The 23,275-nt window shown below is 59.4% G+C and carries 17 protein-coding genes, 1 tRNA gene and 1 pseudogene; 7 read left to right on the top strand and 12 right to left on the bottom strand.

The features are described from left to right. Positions 1 to 15: 15 nt before the first annotated feature. The 8 genes from E4631_RS26195 to accD form a co-directional block, all read right to left on the bottom strand. Positions 16 to 615 (bottom strand): TM2 domain-containing protein, encoded by a 600-nt coding sequence (locus E4631_RS26195; RefSeq protein WP_205704183.1) that lies wholly within the window; start codon positions 613 to 615, stop codon positions 16 to 18. Between the two features lie 150 nt (positions 616 to 765). Beyond that, complete coding sequence (locus tag E4631_RS00825; RefSeq protein WP_133658208.1) at positions 766 to 1,275, bottom strand: gamma carbonic anhydrase family protein; 510 nt, start codon at positions 1,273 to 1,275, stop codon at positions 766 to 768. Positions 1,276 to 1,341: 66 nt separating this feature from the next. Beyond that, complete coding sequence (locus E4631_RS00820; RefSeq protein ID WP_133658207.1) at positions 1,342 to 2,325, bottom strand: radical SAM protein; 984 nt, start codon at positions 2,323 to 2,325, stop codon at positions 1,342 to 1,344. Between the two features lie 124 nt (positions 2,326 to 2,449). Then, on the bottom strand, positions 2,450 to 3,214 hold the full coding sequence (nth, locus tag E4631_RS00815; RefSeq protein WP_133658206.1) for an endonuclease III: 765 nt from the start codon (positions 3,212 to 3,214) through the stop codon (positions 2,450 to 2,452). Positions 3,215 to 3,420: 206 nt separating this feature from the next. Next, positions 3,421 to 4,137: an OmpA family protein gene (locus tag E4631_RS00810; protein ID WP_133658205.1), complete on the bottom strand. Its 717-nt coding sequence runs from the start codon at positions 4,135 to 4,137 to the stop codon at positions 3,421 to 3,423. 208 nt (positions 4,138 to 4,345) lie between these two features. Beyond that, positions 4,346 to 4,621: a YMGG-like glycine zipper-containing protein gene (locus E4631_RS00805; RefSeq protein ID WP_133658204.1), complete on the bottom strand. Its 276-nt coding sequence runs from the start codon at positions 4,619 to 4,621 to the stop codon at positions 4,346 to 4,348. Positions 4,622 to 4,770: 149 nt separating this feature from the next. After that, positions 4,771 to 5,508, bottom strand: a complete 738-nt coding sequence (locus E4631_RS00800) for an OmpA family protein (protein WP_240734573.1) — start codon at positions 5,506 to 5,508, stop codon at positions 4,771 to 4,773. Positions 5,509 to 5,663: 155 nt separating this feature from the next. Beyond that, complete coding sequence (gene accD / locus E4631_RS00795; RefSeq protein WP_133658203.1) at positions 5,664 to 6,512, bottom strand: acetyl-CoA carboxylase, carboxyltransferase subunit beta; 849 nt, start codon at positions 6,510 to 6,512, stop codon at positions 5,664 to 5,666. A 267-nt stretch (positions 6,513 to 6,779) separates the two neighbouring features. Here accD and E4631_RS00790 point away from each other — a divergent pair, with 267 nt between their 5' ends. Both E4631_RS00790 and E4631_RS00785 read left to right on the top strand, forming a co-directional pair. After that, positions 6,780 to 7,787, top strand: coding sequence for an OmpA family protein (locus E4631_RS00790; protein WP_240734571.1), 1,008 nt, complete (start codon positions 6,780 to 6,782; stop codon positions 7,785 to 7,787). Positions 7,788 to 7,876: 89 nt separating this feature from the next. Continuing rightward, positions 7,877 to 9,325, top strand: a complete 1,449-nt coding sequence (locus tag E4631_RS00785; RefSeq protein ID WP_133658202.1) for a hypothetical protein — start codon at positions 7,877 to 7,879, stop codon at positions 9,323 to 9,325. A 69-nt stretch (positions 9,326 to 9,394) separates the two neighbouring features. On the opposite strand, the gene E4631_RS00780 is transcribed toward E4631_RS00785, so the two are convergent. Then, positions 9,395 to 12,211, bottom strand: coding sequence for a TonB-dependent receptor (locus E4631_RS00780; protein ID WP_166648132.1), 2,817 nt, complete (start codon positions 12,209 to 12,211; stop codon positions 9,395 to 9,397). A gap of 1,009 nt (positions 12,212 to 13,220) precedes the next feature. Between E4631_RS00780 and E4631_RS00775 the strand changes: the two genes are divergently transcribed. Genes E4631_RS00775 through E4631_RS00765 form a run of 3 tightly spaced genes read left to right on the top strand, consistent with a single transcriptional unit; the run spans position 13,221 to position 18,969 of the window. Then, positions 13,221 to 14,303, top strand: coding sequence for an efflux RND transporter periplasmic adaptor subunit (locus tag E4631_RS00775; protein WP_133658200.1), 1,083 nt, complete (start codon positions 13,221 to 13,223; stop codon positions 14,301 to 14,303). A gap of 42 nt (positions 14,304 to 14,345) precedes the next feature. Next, positions 14,346 to 17,540, top strand: coding sequence for an efflux RND transporter permease subunit (locus E4631_RS00770; protein ID WP_133658199.1), 3,195 nt, complete (start codon positions 14,346 to 14,348; stop codon positions 17,538 to 17,540). Continuing rightward, positions 17,533 to 18,969: a TolC family protein gene (locus E4631_RS00765; protein ID WP_133658198.1), complete on the top strand. Its 1,437-nt coding sequence runs from the start codon at positions 17,533 to 17,535 to the stop codon at positions 18,967 to 18,969. Before E4631_RS00770 ends, E4631_RS00765 begins: the two co-directional genes overlap by 8 nt. Positions 18,970 to 19,037: 68 nt before the next feature. Here E4631_RS00765 and E4631_RS00760 read toward each other — a convergent pair whose 3' ends face one another. From E4631_RS00760 to E4631_RS00750, 3 genes and pseudogenes are all read right to left on the bottom strand, one after another. Next, entirely contained in the window at positions 19,038 to 20,030 is a 993-nt protein-coding gene (locus E4631_RS00760; RefSeq protein ID WP_133658197.1) for an MBL fold metallo-hydrolase, read from the bottom strand. Positions 20,031 to 20,073: 43 nt separating this feature from the next. Continuing rightward, positions 20,074 to 20,703, bottom strand: coding sequence for an SGNH/GDSL hydrolase family protein (locus E4631_RS00755; RefSeq protein WP_240734569.1), 630 nt, complete (start codon positions 20,701 to 20,703; stop codon positions 20,074 to 20,076). A gap of 154 nt (positions 20,704 to 20,857) precedes the next feature. Next, a pseudogene (locus E4631_RS00750) lies at positions 20,858 to 22,000 on the bottom strand (cystathionine gamma-synthase); the annotation flags it as partial. Positions 22,001 to 22,150: 150 nt separating this feature from the next. Between E4631_RS00750 and E4631_RS00745 the strand changes: the two are divergent. Both E4631_RS00745 and E4631_RS00740 read left to right on the top strand, forming a co-directional pair. Then, positions 22,151 to 22,873, top strand: a complete 723-nt coding sequence (locus E4631_RS00745) for a TVP38/TMEM64 family protein (RefSeq protein ID WP_240734567.1) — start codon at positions 22,151 to 22,153, stop codon at positions 22,871 to 22,873. A 122-nt stretch (positions 22,874 to 22,995) separates the two neighbouring features. After that, positions 22,996 to 23,069 (top strand) — tRNA-Arg (locus E4631_RS00740). The last annotated feature ends 206 nt before the right edge of the window (positions 23,070 to 23,275 follow it).

Raw genomic sequence — 23,275 nt, 5'->3', positions numbered from 1 at the left:
TTTATCGAAGGCTTCTTAAAGCTTAGTGCCCCAGTCACCATCCTTCGGCTTCAGGCTGCCCGTTAGCAGGCGGATAAAGTCGATGATTACGAGAATGAAACCAACGATAAGGAGAGTCAGAATAATCTGAATTATACCTTTACCTACATATCCCATGTAAAAGTCGTGGATACCAAGCCCACCCAAGAAAAAGCATAGTAACACAGCTACTAGCTGGCTTTTTCCTTCGGCCGATATGTCTTTAGGAGCCGCAGCCAATTGGCGCTTCAACTCGTGCTTGAAAGCTTTGCGGTCAAACTTAGCTACTGCAGACGGTTGGCTGGTAACGCTGGCCGTAGCGGCCGTAGCATGAGCTAGCGGAGCCATAGCTGCTCGATGAGCGCGGGCAACATGAACTACTGGAGTTGCCAAAGTGGCAGGTAGTTGGGCTTCGGTTGCCAAGGCAGCAACTTCCTTTTCAACACTTTTTGGAGCAGCCGACGCTACTACATGCGCCGGCTCTGAGCCCAGATAGGCCGGGGCACCATTATTGAAAGAATAAGTAGAGCGGCTGCACGAAGACAGCGAGGTAGCTGCAACCAATAGGGCTAGCAGCAAACGGTAAGTTTTTCTCATAGTGAGAAGCAGTAAGAAAAAAGGTGAAAAGAAGTAAACTCAGCGGCAAAGCTATTGCCAGACATTCGTTATTTCCTACACCAAAGTATCACAACATGCATCTATTTTTTTAAAAAACATTTTATACATTAACTATCCTATTTGTTTCGGCTAAAACCAGCTGGCGTAGCGCTGGTAGTTAGCTGCCGTGCGGCGCAAGCCCTCGGCCTGCGCTTCGCTCACGGGCTTAATTTTTTTGGCGGGCACGCCGGCGTAGAGGTAACCGGGCTCGCAGACGGTGTTTTCGAGGACCACGGCCCCGGCCGCGATGAGGCAGCCCGCGCCCACTACGGCATGGTCCATCACGATGGCGCCCATGCCGATGAGCACGTCATCGTGCACGGTGCAGCCATGCACCAGCGCGCGGTGGCCGATGCTCACGCGTGAGCCGATGGTAAGCGCCGCTTTTTCGAAGGTGCAGTGCAGCACGGCGCCATCCTGCACGTTGGTTTCGTCGCCGATGCGGATGCTGTTCACATCACCCCGAATCACGGCCGTAAACCACACGGTGCAGGCCCTACCCAGCACCACATCGCCCACGATGGTAGCATTGTCGGCAATAAAACAATCGGGGCCAATGGCAGGCATAATACCGTGCACGGGGAGGATGAGAGCGGGCATAGAAGTAGGGTAAGCTTTAGCGTGCCGCATCACCGATTGATGCGGTATTTCACGGCAAGCTAAAGATTACCGCACGAGCAGGCGCTTCCAGGTGCCTTTTTCCCAGTTGTATTTCAGCGTACTGGGCAAAGCCTGCCAGAAATACTTGCTGGTTTCGACCGCGAAGCTGGGCTGCATGTAGCAGTTGATGGTGCAGCCTTCGCAGGGGGGTAGGCGGCCTTCGAGGGCGGCAAGGCGCTGCGTTTCGGGAGCCTGATACAGGTCGAACAGCCGGCCGTTGATGGGAAATTTTTGCTGGCCGAGGTGGTAACAGGGCAGCACCAGTTCGTTGCTGGGCGAGATGACGAGCGTGGTGCTGGCGGCCCGGCACACGGGCGTGGCCACGTGGTTGCCGCCGTCGCGGCGTAGCGCAATAAACCCTTCGTTGAGGTACACGCCCTTACGCTTGCCAAAGGCCGAGAGAAAGTCCAGTTCGGCTTCAGTCAGCTGCTCACCGGTTTCAACCTCGCCGTACTCGAAAGCAGGGTTCAGGATGAGCACCAGGCCGTTGGGCTGGGTTATTTCTCGGTACACTGCCTCCAGGTCGGCCAGGTTGTGGCGAAATACGGTGAAGAGGATATCGGGCCGCTCGCCCAGCTCTTTGGCCACCCGAATGCTTTCGAGCACGAAATCGTAGCACGCTACCCCCCGGCCGCGGTCGTGAGTAGCGCGGTCGATGCTATCGAGTGAAAAATGCAGCATATCGACCAGCCCGCGCAGCTTTTCGGCATTTTTGGGGTAGAGCAGGCCGTTGGTGGTGACGGTAGTGATAAACCCCAGCTGCCGGGCCAAGGCCAGAAACTCGGGTAGCTGGCGGTGCAGCAGCGGCTCGCCACCGGTGAAGTCAATGACGTTGACGCCCAGCCGCTTGAGGTCACGTAGGTTGGCTTCTACGTCGGCCAGCGTGATGTAGGGCGATGGTTTTTCCCAGATATCACAGAATGAGCACTTTGCATTGCAGCGGTACGTGACGTAGTAGTTGCAGAGGACGGGGTGCTTAACTAAGCGCATGGATAAAGGTAACCCGCATGTAGGGTAAGCTTTAGCTTGCCTTTGCCACGCCCAGTGAGTTGCGGGGTAAACGTTAGCTCGCCAGGTGTGGCAAAAGGCAAGCTAAAGCTTACCCTACACTGAGCTAATGCGGCAGCTTGCCCCAGGCGGCGGCATCCCAGTGCGCGGGCGTTTCGGCCAGCGCGGCGGGGGTAGGCGCGCCCACATGTTCCTGGTAGTAGTCACAAAAGCCCTTGAGCGGGCAACGTGAGCAGTTCGGCTTCTGAAAAAAGCAGATTTGCTGCCCGTGCCAGTAGTTGTGCTTGTGAAAGTTGAACAGTCCTTCGGGGTCGAGGCGAGGCTTTAGTAGGTCGAGCAGCACGCTGTGCGCCTTTTCTACCGACACCTTGGGGCCGAGTACGCCCAAGCGCTGCATCACGCGGTGCACGTGAGCATCGACGGGCAGCACGGGCTTGCGAAAGTTGAAGAGCAGCACCAGTGAGGCCGTTTTCAGCCCGATGCCGGGCATATCGGTGAGCCACTGCATGGCGCGTTCGGTGGGCCAGTCGGCCAAGAAATCGAGGGAGAAGCTACCACCCGTTTCGGCTTTGATGCGCCCCAGAATATCCTGGATGCGCGGAGCCTGCGTAGCTGGCCAGCGCGTAGTACGAATGGCGTGAATGAGGCCATCGAGCGGCGCGTGCAGCACGCCCTCCCAGTCACCAAAGGCTTCGAGCATGCGGTCGTAGGCCAGCTCTTCGTCGGCGTGAGTAGTGCGGTGCGAGAGCAGGGTAGAAATTAGCTCGCGCATGGGCGTGCGGCGCGGGGCGGGTGGCACCCGGCCGTAAAACTCATCCAGGATGGTATGGTCGGCCAGGGCTTTCTCGACCGAAGATTCTAACTGATTCATCGGATATAACGGATACATAGCTGCGCTACTGGCTACGCGGTGGAAGGATGACTACTTGCTCGCGACTAGTTTTTTGGAAGCAACCAGGCTGCGGAAATCCTGCTACGAAAAAAGGCCGCCCAAGGGCGGCCTTCCAACTCTCCAACAACAGCCAGGGGCGCAGCCCCGTATCCGCCTAATCAGTTAAATCCGTTGAATCTGCGGTCTTATAGTTGGCCACGCTTGGCGGCTTTCTGCATCTTCTCGTTGGCGAAGATGGCTACTTCTACGCGGCGGTTGGCGGCTTTGCCGGCGGCGGTAGCGTTGTCGCCCACGGGCTGCGACGAGCCATAGCCGGTAGCCGTGATACGGCTGGTTTCTACGCCCTTGCTCGTCAGCTCGTTGGCCACGGCCTGCGCGCGGCGCTGGCTCAGGGGCTGGTTGATGGCATCGCTGCCCGACGAGTCGGTGTGGCCGTCAATGGTTACATTGGTATCGGCGTATTTCTGGAGGGTAGTAGCCAGTTCGTCGATGTTGCCGGCGGCGGCCGAAGTCAGGCTCGAAGAGTTGCTGCCAAACAGGATGCCCGAAGCAAACGTGATTTTGATGCCTTCGCCCACGCGCTCAACAGTAGCGCCGTCGAGGTCGCGACGCAGTTCGGCGGCCTGCTTATCCATGCGGCGGCCGATGAGGGCCCCGCCCGCGCCGCCCACGGCCGCGCCCAGAATAGCACCTTTAGCCGTGCCCGACTTACCGCCAATTACGCGGCCCAGAATGGCGCCGCCCGCCGCGCCGCCCAGGCCGCCAATAATGCCGCCCTTCAGCGTTTTGCTCATGCCCGCGGGCTTGGCAGTGGTAACGGTAGTTGACTGTGCCTGCGCAAAATGGCCGAGCAGGAGCAGCACAGCCAGCATGTAGGAAAACGAGAGTTTGAGGGATTTCATGAACTGAAAAAAATAAAAATAGATAAACGACTGCGCCAGGCGCTAGGGCAACGCGGCGGCAAGTTCGGTATTTACAACCACCTTGCCAAACTCCCGCTCTTGCTATCCCTACCCCCTTTTGCGGGCTCGATGGCCGCAAAAAAGCCCGGCGTGCGGCCGGGCTCTTGCTAAGCTGCCTGGGGCGGCTAAAGGCCTCCCCCCGGTTTTACTACTTATTGCGGTACCGGTTGTAGCGGGCCGGGTCCTTCTTTTTATCCTGGTTGCGACCAACGAGGCCGCCACCTACTACGCCAGCTGCGGCGCCCACTAGGGCACCTTTACCGCCGCCCAGCAGGCCGCCCACTACAGCACCGCCGCCACCGCCGATGGCGGCACCTTTGGCCTTACGGCTCCAGCCTTTGGGTTTGTCCTGGGCCTGGGTAACTGTGCCAATCAGCACGAATAAGGCCAGGGTTATCGCGAAAAATTTTGGGAAGAGTTTCATATAAATGCGCTTGTTAAAACAATGGAAAGCGGCGGCTGGGCCGCGCCGATTTTTACGCAAAAGCTCTTGCTCAGGTTATTTCTAATGTGCAAAAAAAGCCCGAAGCAATTACGCTTCGGGCTTGCAATAACACACGCTAACCCCTTGGCTTAGAGGGAGCCGTTTTCGGCAGCCTTCTTCATCTTCTCGTTGGCGAAGATGGCAATTTCTACCCGGCGGTTGGCCTGCTTGCCGGCCTCAGTCGAGTTGTCGGCCACGGGCTGCGACGAGCCATACCCTTTGGTGTTAATGCGAGTGCCCGCCACGCCGTTTGCGGTAAGGGCGCTGGATACCGACTGCGCGCGATTTTCGCTCAGCGGCTGGTTGATAGCGTCGGTACCCGTGTTGTCGGTGTGGCCTTCAACCAGAATATTGGTATCGGGATACTCCTTGAGGGTAGTGGCGAGCTTGCTGATATCGGTGGTAGAAGCGGCGCGTAGCGCTGCTGAGTTGGTATCGAACAGAATACCCGAGTCGAAGGTGATTTTGATGCCTTCGCCCACGCGCTCTACTTTGGCACCAGCCATATTACGCTGCAATTCAGCAGCTTGCTTGTCCATCTTGCGGCCAATGAGCGCGCCGGTAGTGCCGCCCGCAGCTGCCCCCAGAATAGCGCCAATGGCCGTGCCCTTGCCCCCACCCAGGATGCCGCCCAGCAGCGCACCGGCGGCGGCGCCGCCACCAGCGCCCAGCAGGCCACCTTTGGTGGTCTTGTTCATACCGTCTTTGCGCACGCCGGTACCGTTGTTATCAGATAGGGAACCGTTGGCCGGCTTCGAGGTAGCGCAGGAGCCAAGCAGCATAACAAATGCCAGCAGCACAGCTAAGAAAGACTTAGTAGTAGTCATGATTCTGAGTTTTAAATGAAAGTTTGGTGATAACACCTAGGGTCTATACGCAAAAACCCGCACTTGTTATCGGTGCGGGTTTGTTTATTTTTCGTATCGGCGCGGTAACAGTAGCAGCGGCTCGGCGCCCATGGCTGCCGAGCTTAGCCCCTACCCTACGCTTTTCCGACCATGCCCAGCAGGTCGGCCAGGCGTTGCTTGAGCTCGCGGCGGTCCACAATAAAGTCCAGAAAGCCATGCTCTAGCACGAATTCGGCGCTCTGGAAGCCCTTAGGCAAATCTTTGCCAATGGTTTCCTTGATAACGCGCGGGCCGGCAAAGCCGATGAGCGCGCCTGGCTCAGCAATGTTAAAATCGCCGAGCATGGCAAACGAAGCCGTGACGCCGCCCGTGGTGGGGTCGGTGAGCAGGCTGATGTAGGGCACTTTGGCCTCTGACAGCAACGCCAGCTTGGCCGAGGTTTTGGCCATTTGCATGAGCGAGTAGCCGGCCTCCATCATGCGGGCGCCGCCCGAGCGCGAAATCATGAGAAACGGCACCCGATTTTGGCGGGCGTAGTCGATGGCGCGGGCAATTTTTTCGCCCACCACCGAGCCCATCGAGCCGCCAATAAAGCGGAAGTCCATGGCTGCAATCACCAGTGGCTGGCCGGCGCTGAGGCCGTGGGCCGTGCGCACGGCGTCTTTGAGGCCGGTATTTTTTTCGGTTGCCTGCACCCGCTGGGGGTAGGCTTTGGTATCGACGAAGTTGAGCGGGTCACCGGAGGTCAGGTTGGCATCCAGCTCCGTGAACTCGCCGCCGTCGAAGAGCAGCTCAAAATAGGCGCTCGCGTCGATGCGGTCGTGGTAGCTGCAGTTGGCGCACACGTAGTGCAGGCGCTTGTGCTCGGCCATCGAGGCCACGGTTTTGCACTCGGGGCACTTATACCACAAGCCGTCGGGCGTTTCTTTTTTTTGCTCGGTAGGGGTGATAATGCCCTTTTCCTGGCGCTTGAACCAAGCCATACTGGTGGGTACTAGAGAGATGACAAATAAGAGGGGCGGCAGATGCTACTGACCAGCAACTACGCTAATCTTTTCCTTAAGCCTGCTGCGGACGGGCAAAATTAAGCGATAGTTACCATCGGGCCCCGCCTGGCAGGGTAGGGCGGCGCTGGCGCTGCTCATCGGGCCGGCCCTACCCCCTGCCAATGGCCCCACGCCGGGCAAGGGCAGCGCGGCCGTAACTTAGCCCATCCATCACTCAGCCGGCCTCTTGCGGCTTTTTTCTGCTTGAAAAATTTTCTTTCCTACCCCCTCTTCAGCCTGGCCTTGCTGGCGGGCGGCGCTACTTCGCTCAGCAGCTGCGTCACGGCCAAGCGCTACCAGGACCTCGAAGCCCGCCAGCAGAGCGATGCCCAGTCGCTGACCACCACCCAGGGCCAGCTGCGCCAAACCAAGGCCGACCTGCAAAAAGCCACCGACGCCATTGCCGAGCTACGCCTCGACCAGAAGCGCCTGGTGGCCGACTCGACCCAGACCGGCAACGCCCTGCGCCGCACCCGCACGCTCTACTCTCAGCTTACCGATAGCTACGACAAGCTGCTCAAAAACAGCGACCGCGCCCTGGCCGACCGCAACGCCGACTACGGCAAGCTGGCTAAAGACCTCGCTACCCGCGAAAACGAGCTGGGCCAGCTCGACGTGAGCCTGCAAAAAGCCAAGGCCGACCTTGCCGCCCGCGAAGCCAAGCTGGCCGACCTCACCCAAAAGCTGGCCGATAAGGACAAGGCCGTGAACGACCTGAAGGCCCGCGTGAGCAACGCCCTGCTCAGCTTCAACTCCAAGGACCTGGCCGTGAATGTTAAAAACGGCAAGGTGTACGTGTCGCTGTCCGAGCAATTGCTCTTCAAATCGGGCGCTACCAAGGTAGACCCCAAGGGCCAGGAAGCGTTAAAACAGCTGGCCACCGTGCTGCAAGAGCAAAAAGACGTGAACGTGGTGGTGGAAGGCCACACCGACGACGTGCCCGTGCGCGGCGTAGTAAACGGCGCCAAGGACAACTGGGACCTGAGCGCCCTGCGCGCTACCGACATTGCGCGCTTGCTCACGGCGGCCGGCGTCGAGCCCAGCCGCATCACGGCCTCGGGCCGCTCGCAGTACGTGCCCGTGGCCGCCAATGACACGCCGCAGGACAAGGCCCTGAACCGCCGCACCGAAATTATTCTCACCCCCAAGCTCGACGCCCTGTTTCAAATTCTGGACGGCAATAGTGCGGCCGGCGCGCCGGCGGGCAAATAACTGAGCCCTACCCCCTTTGCAACTTGGTGATTAGTAGCCGATATTTGGGTAATTCGGTTTACTGATTTTCATCCTTTAACGGCTTGGGTATGTTCACTTGGTTTCGCTTACGCTGGCTACTGGCGTTGCTGATGGGGGTAGGCGGGCTGCGGGCCGCGCACGCCACACACATTTTGGGCGGGGATATTGCCTACGCGCCGGTGGCCAGCACCACGGCCGGCGTGCCGCGCTACCACGTCACGGTGCGCTTGTTTAAGGACGCCACGAATGCCGTGCAGCAAGATATGGTAGACCTCACGTGCAACCGTGGCGGCTGCAACGCGGCCGCAGCCGACTATTTCACCGTGACGATACCCCGCAACCAGTCGGCGCCGCTCATAACCCTCGGCTGCGCGCCGGCTACCCCCATTCGGACATACAGTATCCTTCTTTTCGAAACGGACGTGAATTTACCCCGCGGCCAGTGGACATTGAGCGTGCGTATCGATAACCGCGCGGCTAATATTGTGAATATAGTTAATTCTATTAACCAAGCAGTGCACATCAGTTCGTTTCTAGATAATGCGGTGGTGGTGCAAAACAACTCGCCCCGGTTCGAAAGCAACCTGCTGCCCTACATCTGCGGCAACGCGGCGCAGCGTTACAGCTTCACCACATTTGATATCGACGGTGATTCGCTGGTGTATAGCCTAGCCACGCCACAGTCGTCGATGCAGCCGCTCAGCTTGTGCAGCACGGATGTGGTAGCTTTCATACCAGGACAATTTCAGCTGAATGCAGCCACCGGGGCCCTCACGGCACCCGCTGGGTCGGTGCGGCAAGGCGTTTACGCCATGGCGGCCCGCGTGGATGAGTACCGGCGCATCAATGGCACTTGGCAGCCCATTGGCTACGTCACACGCGATATCTCGTACTTAGTCTACAGCACCACCAATATCCCGCCGATGTTCACGGGTTTCACGCTGGCCACTGGCGCGGCTCAGTTACCCAGCCAAGTTATCTCGGTGCGGGCGGGCCAAGCGGTGAGCCTCATGCTCAGTGCCGCCGACCCGGACGCGGGCCAGTCGTTGCGTTTCAGCAGCGACGCGACTGGCGTAGTGCCGGGCCTCAGCCTTACTACATTGGGAGCTACGCAGGCGCGTCTTACTTGGCAGGTACCGGCCACGCTGCCGCCGGGCCGCTACACGGCCACCGTGGCCGTGCTCGACGATGGCTGCCCGCTCAATGCCAGCGAGGAGCAGACGTTCTCGTTCCTGGTGTCGGCCCCAAATACCCCGCTGGCCGACCGCCCGGCCCTACCCCCCATCAGTGGGGCGGCCTTCCCCATGCCGTTTCGCGAGCAGGTGCAGTTTCAGGCGGCGGCCGGGGGCCAGGCCGTTACTGTGGTCGATGAGCTGGGGCGCGTGGTGGCGCGGCTTCAGGCCGGGGCCGATGGCCGCGTGCAGTGGCAGCCTACCCCTACCCTACCGGCCGGCCTCTACGTGGCGCGCGGCGCCGATGGCCGGCCGATGGCCCGCCTGCTACGCGCTGGCAATTAAGCCTTACCGAACGCAAAAAGAGCCCGCGCTGCATAGGCAGCGCGGGCTCTTTTGTGTCTGGAGCTATCCTTACAGCGAGATGTTCACGCGGGCGAAGTAGTAGGCGCCGTTGAAGCCAAACTGGTTGGCGTTGTAGAGGAAGCGGCCGCGGTTGGAGTTGTCCAGCGATGAGTTATAGCTCAGGTTGGGGTCGGCCGAGAAGTTGTTAGGGTCGTTGCGGGGGTTCACATAAATCTTGTCGGGATACACGTTGAACAGGTTGTTGACGCCGATTATGAGGCCAACTTGCTTGGTCACCTGGGCGCTGAGCGTGAGGTCGGTAATCCACTTGGCCGAGTAGGTCTGGTCGAGGTTGGCGCGGGCCGGGTCAGCATCGGCCGTTTTTACTTCGCCAAAGCGCACCGAGCGGGCCTCAATGCCAAATTTGCCCACGGTGTAGGCTGCCGACAAATTGATTTTGCTGCGCGGGTTGCCACTTTCGAGGCGCGTACGCTGGGCGCGGTCGAAGAGCGTGTTTTGCAGGTTGCTGGTGCCGGCAGTCTGGTCGCTGTTGATGGTCGACGAGGAGCTGTTGAAGCTGGTCACCTCCGTTTTGTTGAAGTTGGCGGCGGCCGTTAGCAGCAGGCGGCTGTTGTCGCCGATGGGCAGGCGCTCATTGGCCACAATATCAATACCTTGCGTGCGGGTGTTCACGGCGTTGGCGAAGAACTGCACCCGGCTCACGGGCAATGTACCCAGAATGGCCGCCACCGTGGGGTTGGTGCGCGTGAACTGCGACGAGAGCACGATACGGTCCTTAATATCAATCTGGTACGCATCTACCGTCAGGGTAAAGCCGTGGCCATCGCGGGCGGTGAGACCCACGCTGTAGTTGGTCGATTTTTCCTGCTTCAGCGACTCTACCCCGAAGCCCTGCTGGCCGGTGCCGCCGGCCGTGTAGCCGTTGCGCACAATGGGGTTATCGTTGTTCACGGTGAGCACCTGGTTGGCTACCCCGCTCACAAACTGCGTGCTGGTGTTGGTGAAATAGCGCTGCTGCAGCGACGGCGCCCGAAAGCCGTTGCCGATGGAGCCACGCAGGGCAATGGCGTCAATCAGGCTGTAGCGCACGGCGGCCTGGCCGCTCACGTTGCCGCCAAAATCGCTGTAGTTTTCGGCGCGGCCGGCCAGGTGCACCAGCAGCTTTTCGGTGATGTCACTTTCGAGGTCCACGTAGCCGGCCAGATTGGTGCGCGATTTATTCACCTCATCCTGCGGCTGGTAGCCCGGAAACACCTGCGAGCCCGACGCCGCCGGGCCGCCATTCACAAGGCGGCCGCCGTTGATGTAGGAAGCATATTCGCCCCGGCCAATCTGAAAATTATCAATCCGAAACTCGCCGCCAAAGGCCAGGTTGAGAGTAGCCAGCGGCCCCACTTCGGTGTAGCGGCGCGAGAAGCCCAGGTTGGTGGTGTTTTGCAGAAACGCTAGCTTGCCGGCGTAGAAGCTGGTTGGATTCAGACCTACCAGAGTCGGGCTCTGGGGTAGGGAGGCGTTCACGGAGCCATCCACGTTGTAGTCCAGCTCGTTGCGCCCGAAGGTATTGCTCAGGTCGGCCGCGAAGCCACCGAAGTCCTTGCGCAGGCCCAGAATGGCCGACTGGTCGTAGATGGTGGTGTTAATGAAGGGTAGGAAGCCGTTGGGGAAGAGGTTGAGGTCGCTCTGCGTGGGCTGGCTGGGCAGGCGGTTGAAGCCCGGCCCGCGGCCCGTGCGGTACGACGCGCCGCCCGACAGGTACACCGTGTAGCCGCCACCCAGGCGATACTCGCCGTTGAGAAAGCCGCCAAAGTTGCGCGACGACGACTGCCCCACGCGCAAATCGACGCGGTTGAAACCGTTGGAGGCAACCAAGGCATCGTCCTGCGCCTTTAGGTCGCGGCGCGACTGCTCGGTGGTGGCCGAGGCGGGGTAGTTGCCGCCGTTGTTGCCGAGGTACACGAGGGGGGTAGTGTCGCTGAACGCGCGGTTGGTATAGCCTCGGTTCAGAAACTGCCCGCTCACGTCCAGAAAGCCATGCCCGCGCAGCCCAATGCCCACGTTGAAGTCGGCCTGCTCAGTCTTACCATCGCTCTGGGTGGTTTGGCCGTAGAGGCCGCTGGCCTGCACACCGGTCGAGTCGTCCTTGAGCTGAATGTTGATAACGCCCGCAATAGCGTCGGAGCCGTAGAGCGCCGCCGCGCCATCGCGCAGCACCTCAATGCGCTTGATGCTGGCCGTCGGAATCACGTTCAGGTCGGTACCCACCGAGCCCCTACCCACCGTGCCGTTGATGTTGACCAGGGCCGAGTTGTGGCGGCGCTTGCCGTTCACCAGCACCAGCACCTGGTCGGGGCCGAGGCCGCGCAGGCTGGCCGGGTCTACGAAGTCGGTACCATCCGAAATGGACTGGCGCGACGACTGGAACGACGGCGCTGCGTAGGTCAGCACCTGGCTCACATCGGTCTGGGCGAAGGCCTTGATTTCGCGGGCCGAAATCACGTCTACCGGCGCGGTAGTCAGCACATTGGAGCGGCCTTCGCTAGCGCGCGAACCCGTAATTACCACATCGCCCAGGTCGGTGGCCGAGGCCACCAAGCGCACATCCAGGCTGGTGCGACCATTCACGGCCACCTGCTGCGTAGCAAAGCCAATGGCCGAAACAGTGAGGGTAGCGGCAGGCGAAACCGACAGCGAAAACTCGCCGCTGGCATTGGCCGCCGTGCCGTTGGTGGTGCCGCGCTCCAGCACCGTGGCGCCCGGCTGGGCCTCGCCAGAGGCACTGAGGACGCGGCCCGTTACGGTTATTTTTTGGGCGTGGGCGGCCAGTGCGGCCACCACAAACAAGGGAGTAAGTAGGCGTTTTCTCATGCAAAAAGCAGTAATAAAGATTGCTTGTTTAAAATTTATCGTAGGCAAATTACACAAGCTTTTCATCCAGGCAACTTTTATACAAAATATTCTAGCTGTTGTTATACTCGCTTTTGTGTACAGGCTCAGCAGCAAGCAGCCGGATTAGCTACTGGGGGCAGCTACTGCGTGCCCGGCAAGGCTGGGGCAGTATCAGGCTGTTCAGCTACAGGCCTATGCAGGCCGCACTTTCGTGCGGATTGGGTGTGCAACTGTGCCCGGCCACCCGTCCGCATTGCCCAACCCAGGCGGCGCGGCGCTCCCCTACCGGGGCGACACTAAGGGGGTAGGGACCTGAGAGACTCGCTACTTCTGCCGAGGCTCAGGCAAACTCGGCAACCTGGACTGTTGCGTGACGCCGGGTCACCATCCGAAATATAGCCTCATTGTGGATGGCGGCTTGAAGCGCTGGATTAGAAAATTCTAATTTCTTTCCAATACCATGTTAATACCGCCGCCGCAATTTTGCTTCATCAATTCTTGGCTAGTGGGCTGGCGCGCCTACCCTACCGATTGCCAGCCCTGGAGCCAGCCCAGCCACTTAGTGCGCAATTTCTTCATGTGTTCTTCCTTGTTTCTTCATGTCTTCTTAATAGCTACCTGCTGACTTTTGTACTACCCAGCACTCGGCACTAGCAACGCAGCGTCGGCGTATTCCCACCATTCTACTCTCAACAATTGAATTGGGGCCAGCATGCTGCTGGCGTTCAGTGGCCTTTTGCTTTCTGAACATAGCTGATGGAGAACTATGTAAATCACCTATTTGACAGGACCATCTACCAGATGGATTCCTTTTTGGCCACGATGTCTTTCGGACTCCTGATGAGCCAAGCCAACATGAAGACGGGCTGACTTTAGAGCGCCGGCTACCAACGCACTGTTGGGGCTGGCAGCTGGCATTTACCGCGCTTTCTCACAACACTATTTTTTCTGGATAACCAATCGCTTAGTTATGATTTCTGATGCTTTTATGAAAAGAATGTCCCTGTTCCTTAGCCTGTTTGCTGTGTGTTGCGTTGCTAGCTGCACCGAGAAAAAAGAGGAAAAGGAAGAGCAAATCAAGCTTCTGGTTAGCACCCCTTTGCTCACGGACACTACCGTTACCAAAGAGTATGTGGCCCAGATTCACGCCTACCAGCACATCGAGTTGCGAGCGCTGGAAAAAGGCTACCTGCAAAAGATATTCGTGGACGAAGGCCAGACGGTGAAAAAGGGTCAGCCCATGTTCCAGATTATGCCGCCTATCTACCAGGCCGACCTGCAAAAATCGCAGGCCGAAGCCAATTACGTAGGCATGGAATACAAGAACACGAAGAGCCTGGCCGACAGCAACATCGTATCGAAGAATGAGTTAGCTCTGTCGCGGGCCAAGTTCGACAAGGCCAACGCCGATGTATCGCTGGCTAGAACCCACCTCCAGTTCACGTCCATTAAAGCGCCGTTTGCGGGCATTATGGACCACTTCCAGGGCCGGCTGGGCAGCCTGGTTAATGAAGGCGACCTGCTGACAACGCTCTCCGACAACAGCAAAATGTGGGTGTATTACAATGTACCGGAAGCTGAGTACCTGGCCTACAAGGAGCACCTAAAAGGCGACAGCACGATGAAAGTAAAGCTAATGATGGCCAATAATGAGGTGTTTAAATACCCCGGCATTGTACAAACCATTGAGGCAGACTTCAACAACGAAACCGGCAACATTGCCTTCCGGGCCACTTTCCCGAACCCCGACCGGCTGCTGCGCAACGGCGAAACCGGTAGCGTGCTGATGACGGTGCCCCTCAACCACGTGCTGCTCATCCCGCAAAAGGCGACATTGGAAGTGTTGGAAAAGAAGTACGTCTACGTGGTGGACAAAAACAACGTGGTGCACCAGCGGGAAGTCACTATTGGGGCCGAAATGCCTGACTTGTTCATCATTACGGGTGGCCTGACCAGCAAGGACAAATTTCTGCTGGAAGGCATTCGCAAAGTGAAGGATGGCGATAAGATAAGCTATACCTACGAAACTCCGCAAAAGGCCATCTCCCAATTGAAGGTGCATTCGGAATAGCTTTCGCCTCAGGCTTTTAAAAACATATTATTATAGTGTATTATGTTCAGTAAATTCATTCGGAGGCCAGTATTTGCCATCGTTATCTCGGTGGTAATTGTGTTCATGGGCGTGCTGGCCATCAAAACCCTACCCACCTCGCAGTTTCCCGAGATTTCGCCGCCCCAGGTAATGGTAGCCGTGGCGTATCCGGGTGCCAGTGCCAAAGTGCTCACCGAGTCGGTGCTGATTCCGCTGGAACAGGCCGTGAACGGGGTGCCAGGCATGAAGTACATGACCTCCGACGCAGTAAGCGCCGGCGAGGCCAACATTCAGATTATCTTCAACCTCGGCACCGACCCCGACCAGGCGGTGGTAAACGTGAATACCCGCATTGCGCAGGTAATCAACCGCTTGCCAGTGCTGGTGCAGCGCGAGGGCGTTATCGTGAACCGGGTAGTGCCGAACATGCTGATGTACGTGAACTTGTACAGCAAGGACAAGAACACGGACATGAAGTACCTGTTCAACTACGCCGGGGTGAACATGATACCGGAGATTCAGCGTATTACCGGCATTGGGCGGGCTTCCATCCTGGGTAGCCGGCAGTACGCCATGCGCATCTGGCTGAAGCCTGACCGCATGCGTGCCTACAACATCTCAGCCGACGACGTGATGAAATCGCTGGGCGACCAGAGTGTGATTGGTTCGCCGGGTCGTATTGGCCGGAGCGACGGCGGCCAGGCCCAGGCATTGGAGTACGTACTCACGTACCAAGGCCGCTTCAGCGACGTGGAGCAGTACAAGAACGTTATCCTTAAGGCCAACGCCAACGGGGAGATTCTGCACCTGAAGGACGTGGCCGACGTGTCGCTGGGTAGTGAGTTTTACGACATCTACTCCAACCTCGACGGCTACCCCTCGGCGGCTATCGTGCTGAAACAGACCTATGGCAGCAATGCCAGCGAAGTAATTGAGAACGTGAAAGCCAAGCTGGAGGAGTTGAAAAAAACCTTCCCGCCGGGCATGGACTACAAAATCAGCTACGACGTGTCGAGCTTCCTCGACGCCTCGACCGAGAACGTAATCCACACCCTGCGCGACGCCTTTATTCTGGTGGCCATCGTGGTGTTCATCTTCCTCGGCGACTGGCGCTCGACCCTCATTCCAATTCTGGCCGTGCCGGTGTCGCTGATTGGGGCGTTCACGGCCATGCAGGCATTCGGGTTGACTATCAACATGATTACGCTCTTTGCCCTGGTACTGGCTATCGGTATCGTGGTCGACGATGCCATTGTGGTGGTGGAAGCCGTGCACGCCAAGATGGAGGAAAAACACCTCTCGCCCTTCGGCGCGGTGAAGGAAGTAATCGGGGAAATCAGTGGGGCCATCATTGCCATCACTATCCTGATGACGGCCGTGTTTGTGCCGGTAGCTTTCATGAGCGGCCCGGTAGGCATTTTCTACCGGCAGTTCTCCATTACCATGGCCACAGCTATTGTGATTTCGGGGGTAGTGGCCCTGACGCTGACGCCGGTGCTGTGCGCCATGATATTGAAAAACACCCACGGCCAGCCCAAGAAGAAAACGCCGATTACCTGGTTTATCGACTGGTTTAACCGCGGGTTTGAGAAGCTGACCGGCCGCTATACCAACCTCCTGGAAAAGGTCGTGGACCGGCGCGTGTTCACCTTCGGCGTCCTCATAATCTTCGCGCTGGGCATTGCCGGTATTTCGGCCAAGCTGCCTACCGGCTTCATCCCGAGCGAAGACCAGGGTATGCTCTACGCCATTATTCAGACGCCGCCCGGCTCGACGCTGGAGCGTACTTACGCTATCTCGGAGCGCCTGCAGGAGTTGGCCAAAGACGTGCCCGGCATCCAAAGCATTTCGACACTGGCGGGCTACGAAGTGCTGACCGAAGGCCGCGGCTCGAACGCCGGCACCTGTTTGATTAACCTCAAGCCGTGGTCGGACCGCAAAGAATCTATCCACGACGTGATAGAATCGCTGGAGAAGAAGGCCAAGGAGATTCCGGGTGCGACGATTGAATTCTTCGAGCCACCGGCAGTACCGGGCTACGGTGCGGCGGGCGGCTTCCAGCTGCAGCTGCTGGACAAAACCAACACCGGCGACTACAAGGCGCTGGAGCAGGTAAATAACGACTTTATGACGGCACTGCGCAAGCGCCCGGAGCTGGCTGGCTTGTTCACGTTCTACAGCGCTAACTACCCGCAGTACGAAATTCAGATAGACAACCAGCTGGCGATGCAGAAAGGCGTGAGCATTGGCAACGCCATGAACACGCTCTCCATTATGGTAGGTAGTACCTACGAGTTGGGCTTTATCAAATATCAGCGCTTCTTCAAGGTGTACGTGCAGGCCGAGCCGCAGTATCGGCGGCTGCCCCAGGACATCATGAATATGTGGGTGAAGAACGACAAGGGCGATATGGTGCCGTTTTCGGCCTTCATGAAGCTGGTGAAAACCCAGGGGGCCAACGAAATCAACCGCTACAACATGTATACCACCGCCTCCATCCGGGGCGATGCGGCCCAGGGCTATAGTAGCGGCGAGGCCATTAAGGCCGTGCAGGAAGTGGCGGCCCAATCCCTACCTCGCGGCTACGGCATCGACTGGGGCGGCTTGTCGAAAGACGAGGTAGGCCGCGGCAACGAGGCCGTTATCATCTTCTGCATCGTGCTGGCCTTCGTGTACTTGGTATTGGCCGCGCAGTACGAAAGCTTCCTGCTGCCCCTAGCAGTGGTGCTGTCGCTGCCGGCGGGCATCTTCGGAGCCTTCCTATTTATTAAGGTGCTAGGCCTGGCCAACAACATTTATGCCCAGGTGGGCCTCGTGATGCTGGTGGGCCTGCTGGGTAAGAACGCGGTGCTGATTGTGGAGTTTGCCGTGCAGGAGCACGAGCACGGCTCGTCGGTGCGCGCCTCGGCCATCGCGGGAGCGAAGGCCCGTTTCCGCCCGATTCTGATGACCTCCTTCGCCTTCATCGCCGGCCTGATTCCGCTGGTGCTGGCCACCGGCGCGGGGGCCATCGGCAACCGTACCATTGGCACGGCGGCGCTGGGCGGCATGCTGTTCGGTACGGTGTTCGGGGTAATTCTCGTGCCGGGCTTGTACTACATTTTCGGCACTATGGCCGAAGGCCGCCAGCTGATTCAGGATGAGAACGAGTATCCGATTAGCGAAGGATTTGAGCCTCGGGTTTTAGTGTCAGAAGAAATTGAAACTCATGTTTAAGAGACGCATTTATCAGGGCCTGAGCGCGGCCGTACTGGCGCTGGCCGTGGCCGGCTGCAAACTACCCACGCTGGTGCAGCGCAACGTGAGCCGCAGCGTGCCAGCCACTTACAACAACAGCACCCAGGATACGCTGAGCACGGCCAAGGTGCGGTGGAAAGAATTTTTCACCGACCCCAACCTGGCCGCCCTCATCGACACGGCCCTGCAGCATAACCAGGAGCTGAACATTACGCTCCAGGAAATCCAGATTGCTCGCAACGAAATTCAGGTTCGCAAGGGCGATTACCTGCCTTTCCTGTCGCTGGGGGCGCGGGCGGAAGGCGAAAAGCCGGGCCGCTACACGCTGCAAGGCGCCACGGAAGAGGCTATCAATATTCAGCCCGACCGCCGCACGCCTACCCCCCTGGCCAACTACCAGTTGGGCGCGTTTGCGAGCTGGGAGGTCGATATCTGGCACAAGCTGCGCAATGCGCGCAAGTCGGCGGCTACCCGCTACCTGGCTTCCGTGGAGGGCAAAAACTTTATGGTGACCAACCTGATTTCCGAGATTGCCAACTCGTACTACGAGCTGCTGGCCCTCGATAATCAGCTGCTTATTCTGAAGCAGGGCATTGGGATTCAGGAGAATGCCCTGCGCATTGTGCGGCAGGAAATGGATGCAGCCCGCACAACGGAGCTGGCAGTGAAACGCTTTGAGGCCCAGGTTCAGAACTCTATAAGCCTGCAATACAAGACGCAGCAGCGCATTGTGGAGACCGAGAACAAGATTAATTTCCTGCTGGGTCGGTTTCCGCAGCCGATTACCCGCGACGACCAGGCATTTGCTGGCTTAGTACCAACGAGTATTCAGGCCGGCGTGCCCGCGCAGCTGCTCAGCAACCGCCCCGATATCCGGCAGGCCGAGCAGCAGCTGGTAGCCGCCAAGCTGGACGTGCAGATAGCCCGCGCCAACTTCTATCCGTCGTTGGGCATTTCTGGGGGGGTAGGGTTTGAGGCCTTCAAGCCCGGCCTGCTGTTCACTACGCCCGAGTCGATGCTGTATAACCTGGCTGGTGATTTATCAGCGCCCTTGATTAACCGTAATGGCATTAAAGCCCTGTATGTCACGGCTAATGCCTTGCAGCTACAGGCAGTGTACAACTACGAGCGCATCGTGCTGAATGCCTACATCGAGGTAGCCAATCAGCTGTCGAACATCAACAACCTACAGGGCAGCTACGATGCCAAGCTGAAGGAAGTGCAGGCCCTCAACCAGTCCATCCGCATCTCCAACAGCCTCTTCAAAGCCGTACGGGCCGACTATACTGAGGTGCTCTTTACGCAGCGCGACGCGCTAACCTCGAAGTTTGACCTGACCGAAACCAAGATGCAGCAGCTCAATGCCACGGTGAACATCTACCGGGCTTTAGGCGGCGGCTGGAACTAGCGCCGGGCGCTGAAGCACGAAAAGGGGGGTAGGCGCCGGGTGGCGCCTACCCCCCTTTTCGTGCTTTGTCAAGCCAGCCACCAAAACGAGCTGACGGCCCCGCCGGCCACGTCTACGCGCTGGCCCGGCGCGGGCAGCAGCAGCGGCACTGCCAGGTCGGCGGCCGCAATGAGGCGCTGCATGGGCTGCCGCCAGGCATGCAACGCCAGGTTGAATGTGCCCCAGTGCAGCGGCAGCAGCGGCCCACCGCCCAGCAGCCGGTGCGCGGCCAGGGCATTGTCGGGGCCCAGGTGAATGTCGGCCCACTCGGGGTCGGAGGCGCCAATCTCCAGCATCACTAAATCAAACGGCCCGTACGCCGCCCCAATCTGTTGAAACGCCTCATCGAACGGCCCCGAGTCGCCGCCAAAAAACACGCGATGCTGCGGTCCTTTCAGCACCCACGAAGCCCAGAGGGTGCTGTCGCGGTTGAGCAGCCCGCGACCCGAGAAATGGCGGGCCGGCGTGGCAATCAACTCAAAACCAATGGGTAGGGCAACAACATCCCACCAGGTAGCTTCCGTAATGCGGTCGGCGGCCACGCCCCAGCGGCGCAGGTGCGCCCCTACCCCCCTTGGGCAGTAGAAGTGCTCGCCGCGCGGCGCCAGCGCCCGAATGGCCGCTTCGTCAAGGTGGTCGTAGTGGTCGTGCGAGAGAATGATGCCATCGAGCGGCGGCAGCTGGGCCAGCGGCAGCGGCGGCGCAAAAAACCGCTTGGGCCCCACCAGCTGCGAGGGCGAGGCGCGCGCAGCCCATACCGGGTCGGTGAGGAAGCGACGGCCATCGACTTCAATAAGTACCGTGCTGTGGCCCAGCCAGGTTACGCGCAGCGCATCGGCGGGCACGGGCGCGGCCAGTGCCGCCGCATCGGCCCGAAAGGGCCCGAGCGGCTGGCGCGGCTCGCGGTCGTTTTTCTCGAATAAAAAGCGCCGCAGCAGGTGGCCGTAGCCCGAGGGCGGGCTCACGCTGGTGGGCAGCACGTTGAGGTATTTGTTGCCGAGGTGGCGGGGCTGAAGCTGCATACTAAAAAGGGGCTATGGCCCCGCAGACGCAGCCGGTTGCCTTTTATTGCAACAAGCCCCGCACTACGGGCAGCGCCCGCATGGCCCAGCGCGCCATGTGCGGGCCAGAATAGTGCAGGCCATCCAGGACAAACTGGCTGGCATCGCCGACGGCGGAGCGTGTGAGGTCGGTGATGGGCACGAAAGCCACGCCCAGGCGCTGGCACTCGGCCTGGGCCACAGAATTATACGCGTCGATTTCAAGGCCAATCTGGTTCTGGTCGCGGCCGTTGGCGAAGGGCGTCTGGCCCCAATCGGGGATGCTGAGCATGACTACCCGCCCGCTGGACCCGCCCGCGTAGGCAATGGCCGTGGCCAGCAATTGCCGCAGTTCGGTGCGGTAGGTTTCGAGGGGCTGGCCACGGTACTGGTTGTTAACCCCGATGAGCAGCGACACCAGGCCGTAGTCGGTGCGGTGGTTGCCGCTGGCGGCAATGGCGCCTTGCAGCTCGGCGGTGGTCCAGCCGGTGCGGGCAATAATGTCGGGGTCAGTCAGCCTACCCCCCCCCAGCCGGTCGAGGGCGGCCAGCTGCATCGGCCAGCGGTCGGTGGGCTGGGCACCCTCGCCAATGGTGTAGGAGTCGCCGAGGGCAAGGTACGGAACGGGGGTACTGACAGGGGGAGCAGCAGGCATTGGCAACACGGCAGCGGGAGAAACAGCCTGCGGCGGGGCACAGGCAGCTAAGAATAGCATTAATAGAAACAGCAGGCGCATAGTGGCTGAACAGATGGCGCATGGGGCCACCAGTTCAGCCACCTACGCACCCGGCAGGCCCATTGGGTTGCCCCTACCCTATTGCCTGGGCCAGGTCGTCAATCAGGTCCTCGGCGTCCTCGATGCCCACGCTCAGGCGGATGAGCGAGTCTGAGAGGCCGGCCTTGCGGCGCTGCTCGGCCGGGATGCTGGCGTGGGTCATGGTGGCGGGGTGGCCGCTCAGGCTTTCGACGCCGCCCAGGCTTTCGGCCAGCGTGAAAAGCTGGAATTTTTCGAGCACCGCGATAGCGTCTTCCTTTTTATCGCCTTTCAGCACGAAGGAAATCATGCCCCCAAAATCGCGCATCTGGCGGGCGGCCACGGCGTGGTTGGGGTGGTTCTCGAAGCCCGGCCAGTACACTTTTTCTACTTTGGGGTGCTGGCGCAGGTACTCGGCAATGGCGCGGCCGTTTTCGCAGTGGCGCTGCATGCGCAGGTGCAGCGTTTTGAGGCCGCGCAGCACCAGGAAGCAGTCTTGCGGGCCAGGCGTACCGCCGCAGGCATTCTGGTAAAAGCTCAGCCGTTCCAGCAGCTCATCGCCGTTGAACACCAGCGCGCCCATCACCACATCGGAGTGGCCACCCATGTACTTGGTGAGCGAATACACCACAATGTCGGCGCCCAGCGCCAGCGGCTCCTGCAAGTAGGGGGTAGAGAACGTGTTATCGACGGCCAGCAGCGCGCCGGCCTCCTTGGCGATGGCCGCCACGCCCGCAATGTCGATGATGTTGAGCAGCGGGTTGGTGGGCGTTTCAACCCAAATCAGCTTAGTATTGGCCGAGATTTTGGCCTGCACCGCGGCCAGGTCACCCATGGGCACGAAGTGGCACTTAATGCCCAGCGGCTCGTACACCTTAGTCATGATGCGGTAGCTACCGCCGTAGAGGTCGTCGGTCGAAATCACCTCATCGCCGGGCTTCAGCAGGCGCAGCACGCAGTCGATGGCCGCCATACCTGAGGCAAACGCCAGGCCGTGCTGGCCATTATCGAGCGCCGCCAGCGCGTCTTGCAGCTGGGTGCGGGTGGGGTTGTGGGTGCGCGAGTACTCGTAACCCTTGTTGTCGCCCGGCGAGCGCTGGGCATAGGTCGAGGTCTGGTAAATGGGCGTCATGATGGCCCCGGTGGTGGGGTCGGGGTGCACGCCGGCGTGGATGGCTTTGGTGGCAAACTTCATCGCGGATTCAACGGATTTAACGGATTTCGTGGATACGCCCGCTGCGCGGGCTGGCTAGTTGGGGGTGGGAAAGTGGGGTAAAAATACAGGCTGGGCCGTGGGTAATTGGTGGGGCATAAGCCGCTGAGTCGGCCGTGCCCTTCCCGCCGCCGTATGTTTACTCAGCTTATGAACTTTCTGCGCGAGCTTTTTCAAAAGAATTTTTCGACCCTGCTCACCATGGGCTTGCTGCTGGCGGTGCCCCTGCTGGGCTCGGCGATTGTGCTGGGCGTGCTCTACGAGAGCCCTACCCTGCTCCAGCACCTGAGCCTGGGTCAGAGCCTGCTGTACTTTGCGGTGGCGGGCCTCACGATGGCGCTGGCCCTCACGCCCACCACGTTCGTGGCCATTATTTCAGGCTATTATTTTGGCTGGATGGGGCTGCCGGGCATGGTGGCGGCCTACGCGCTGGCCGCCGCGCTGGGCTATGAGCTGGCCCGCCGCCTCGACCACGGCAAGCTGCGCACGATGCTACATCACTTCCCTAAGGCCGATGCCGTACTGGCCGAGCTGCAAACCCAGAGTTGGCCGCTCATCATTCTCACGCGGCTGTCGCCGGTGCTGCCATTCGCACTCATGACGTTTGTGCTGGCGATAGTGGGCGTGCTACGCCGCCGCTTTCTGGCCGCCTCGGTGCTGGGAATGCTGCCCCGTAGCCTGTTTTTTTACTGGCTGGGCACCAAGGCGCAGGATGTGCTGGCCCTGCTGCGCGACCCCGACGAGGGCGCCCTCAGCAAGCTGGTGCTGGTAGGCCTGGTCGCAGCGTCGCTGTTTGGGCTGTACTGGGTATTCAACCGGGCCTTGCAAAAGGTACTGCGGCGCGGGGTGACCGACTAAATTTTCCCCTGATTATTACCAACTTGCATTTTTAAATCGCTTGTATCAGCAAAAAAAAGCGGCCACATCTTGCAGGTTTGCGGAATATTTTTCTACCTTTGCACTCCCAACACGGGAAAATCGGTTGTATAGCTCAATTGGATAGAGCATCTGACTACGAATCAGAAGGTTTAAGGTTCGACTCCTTATACGACCACGAAAAGGCCCTTAGCATTCTGCTGAGGGCCTTTTTTCGTTTCTACCCCGGCCGAACTGAGTCTTTCCCCTACGCGCAGTGGACGTAGTACTGCATAGGATAGCGAGCTACCAAGCTATCGGCTTAGCGCTTAGCCATTGTATATTTACACCATTATTTGGGATTAATCCGTTGCGCTACCGCATTCTTCTTGCCACTATCGTTGG

Source organism: Hymenobacter sp. UV11, assembly GCF_004684095.1.
Taxonomy (GTDB): domain Bacteria; phylum Bacteroidota; class Bacteroidia; order Cytophagales; family Hymenobacteraceae; genus Hymenobacter.
The sequence above is the reverse complement of the archived record's forward strand: the minus strand, read 5'-3'. Positions and strand labels throughout refer to the sequence as shown.

Excerpts from the sequence above, each read along its gene's own strand:
- E4631_RS00745 (WP_240734567.1), top strand. The coding sequence starts at position 22,151 with ATGTTTACTCAGCTTATGAACTTTCTGCGCGAGCTTTTTCAAAAGAAT.
- E4631_RS00760 (WP_133658197.1), bottom strand. The coding sequence starts at position 20,030 with ATGCAGCTTCAGCCCCGCCACCTCGGCAACAAATACCTCAACGTGCTG.
- E4631_RS00775 (WP_133658200.1), top strand. The coding sequence starts at position 13,221 with ATGAAAAGAATGTCCCTGTTCCTTAGCCTGTTTGCTGTGTGTTGCGTT.
- E4631_RS00805 (WP_133658204.1), bottom strand. The coding sequence starts at position 4,621 with ATGAAACTCTTCCCAAAATTTTTCGCGATAACCCTGGCCTTATTCGTG.
- E4631_RS00810 (WP_133658205.1), bottom strand. The coding sequence starts at position 4,137 with ATGAAATCCCTCAAACTCTCGTTTTCCTACATGCTGGCTGTGCTGCTC.
- E4631_RS00770 (WP_133658199.1), top strand. The coding sequence starts at position 14,346 with ATGTTCAGTAAATTCATTCGGAGGCCAGTATTTGCCATCGTTATCTCG.
- E4631_RS00755 (WP_240734569.1), bottom strand. The coding sequence starts at position 20,703 with ATGCCTGCTGCTCCCCCTGTCAGTACCCCCGTTCCGTACCTTGCCCTC.
- E4631_RS00820 (WP_133658207.1), bottom strand. The coding sequence starts at position 2,325 with ATGCGCTTAGTTAAGCACCCCGTCCTCTGCAACTACTACGTCACGTAC.
- E4631_RS26195 (WP_205704183.1), bottom strand. The coding sequence starts at position 615 with ATGAGAAAAACTTACCGTTTGCTGCTAGCCCTATTGGTTGCAGCTACC.
- E4631_RS00785 (WP_133658202.1), top strand. The coding sequence starts at position 7,877 with ATGTTCACTTGGTTTCGCTTACGCTGGCTACTGGCGTTGCTGATGGGG.
- E4631_RS00800 (WP_240734573.1), bottom strand. The coding sequence starts at position 5,508 with ATGACTACTACTAAGTCTTTCTTAGCTGTGCTGCTGGCATTTGTTATG.
- nth (WP_133658206.1), bottom strand. The coding sequence starts at position 3,214 with ATGAATCAGTTAGAATCTTCGGTCGAGAAAGCCCTGGCCGACCATACC.
- E4631_RS00825 (WP_133658208.1), bottom strand. The coding sequence starts at position 1,275 with ATGCCCGCTCTCATCCTCCCCGTGCACGGTATTATGCCTGCCATTGGC.
- E4631_RS00780 (WP_166648132.1), bottom strand. The coding sequence starts at position 12,211 with ATGAGAAAACGCCTACTTACTCCCTTGTTTGTGGTGGCCGCACTGGCC.
- accD (WP_133658203.1), bottom strand. The coding sequence starts at position 6,512 with ATGGCTTGGTTCAAGCGCCAGGAAAAGGGCATTATCACCCCTACCGAG.
- E4631_RS00765 (WP_133658198.1), top strand. The coding sequence starts at position 17,533 with ATGTTTAAGAGACGCATTTATCAGGGCCTGAGCGCGGCCGTACTGGCG.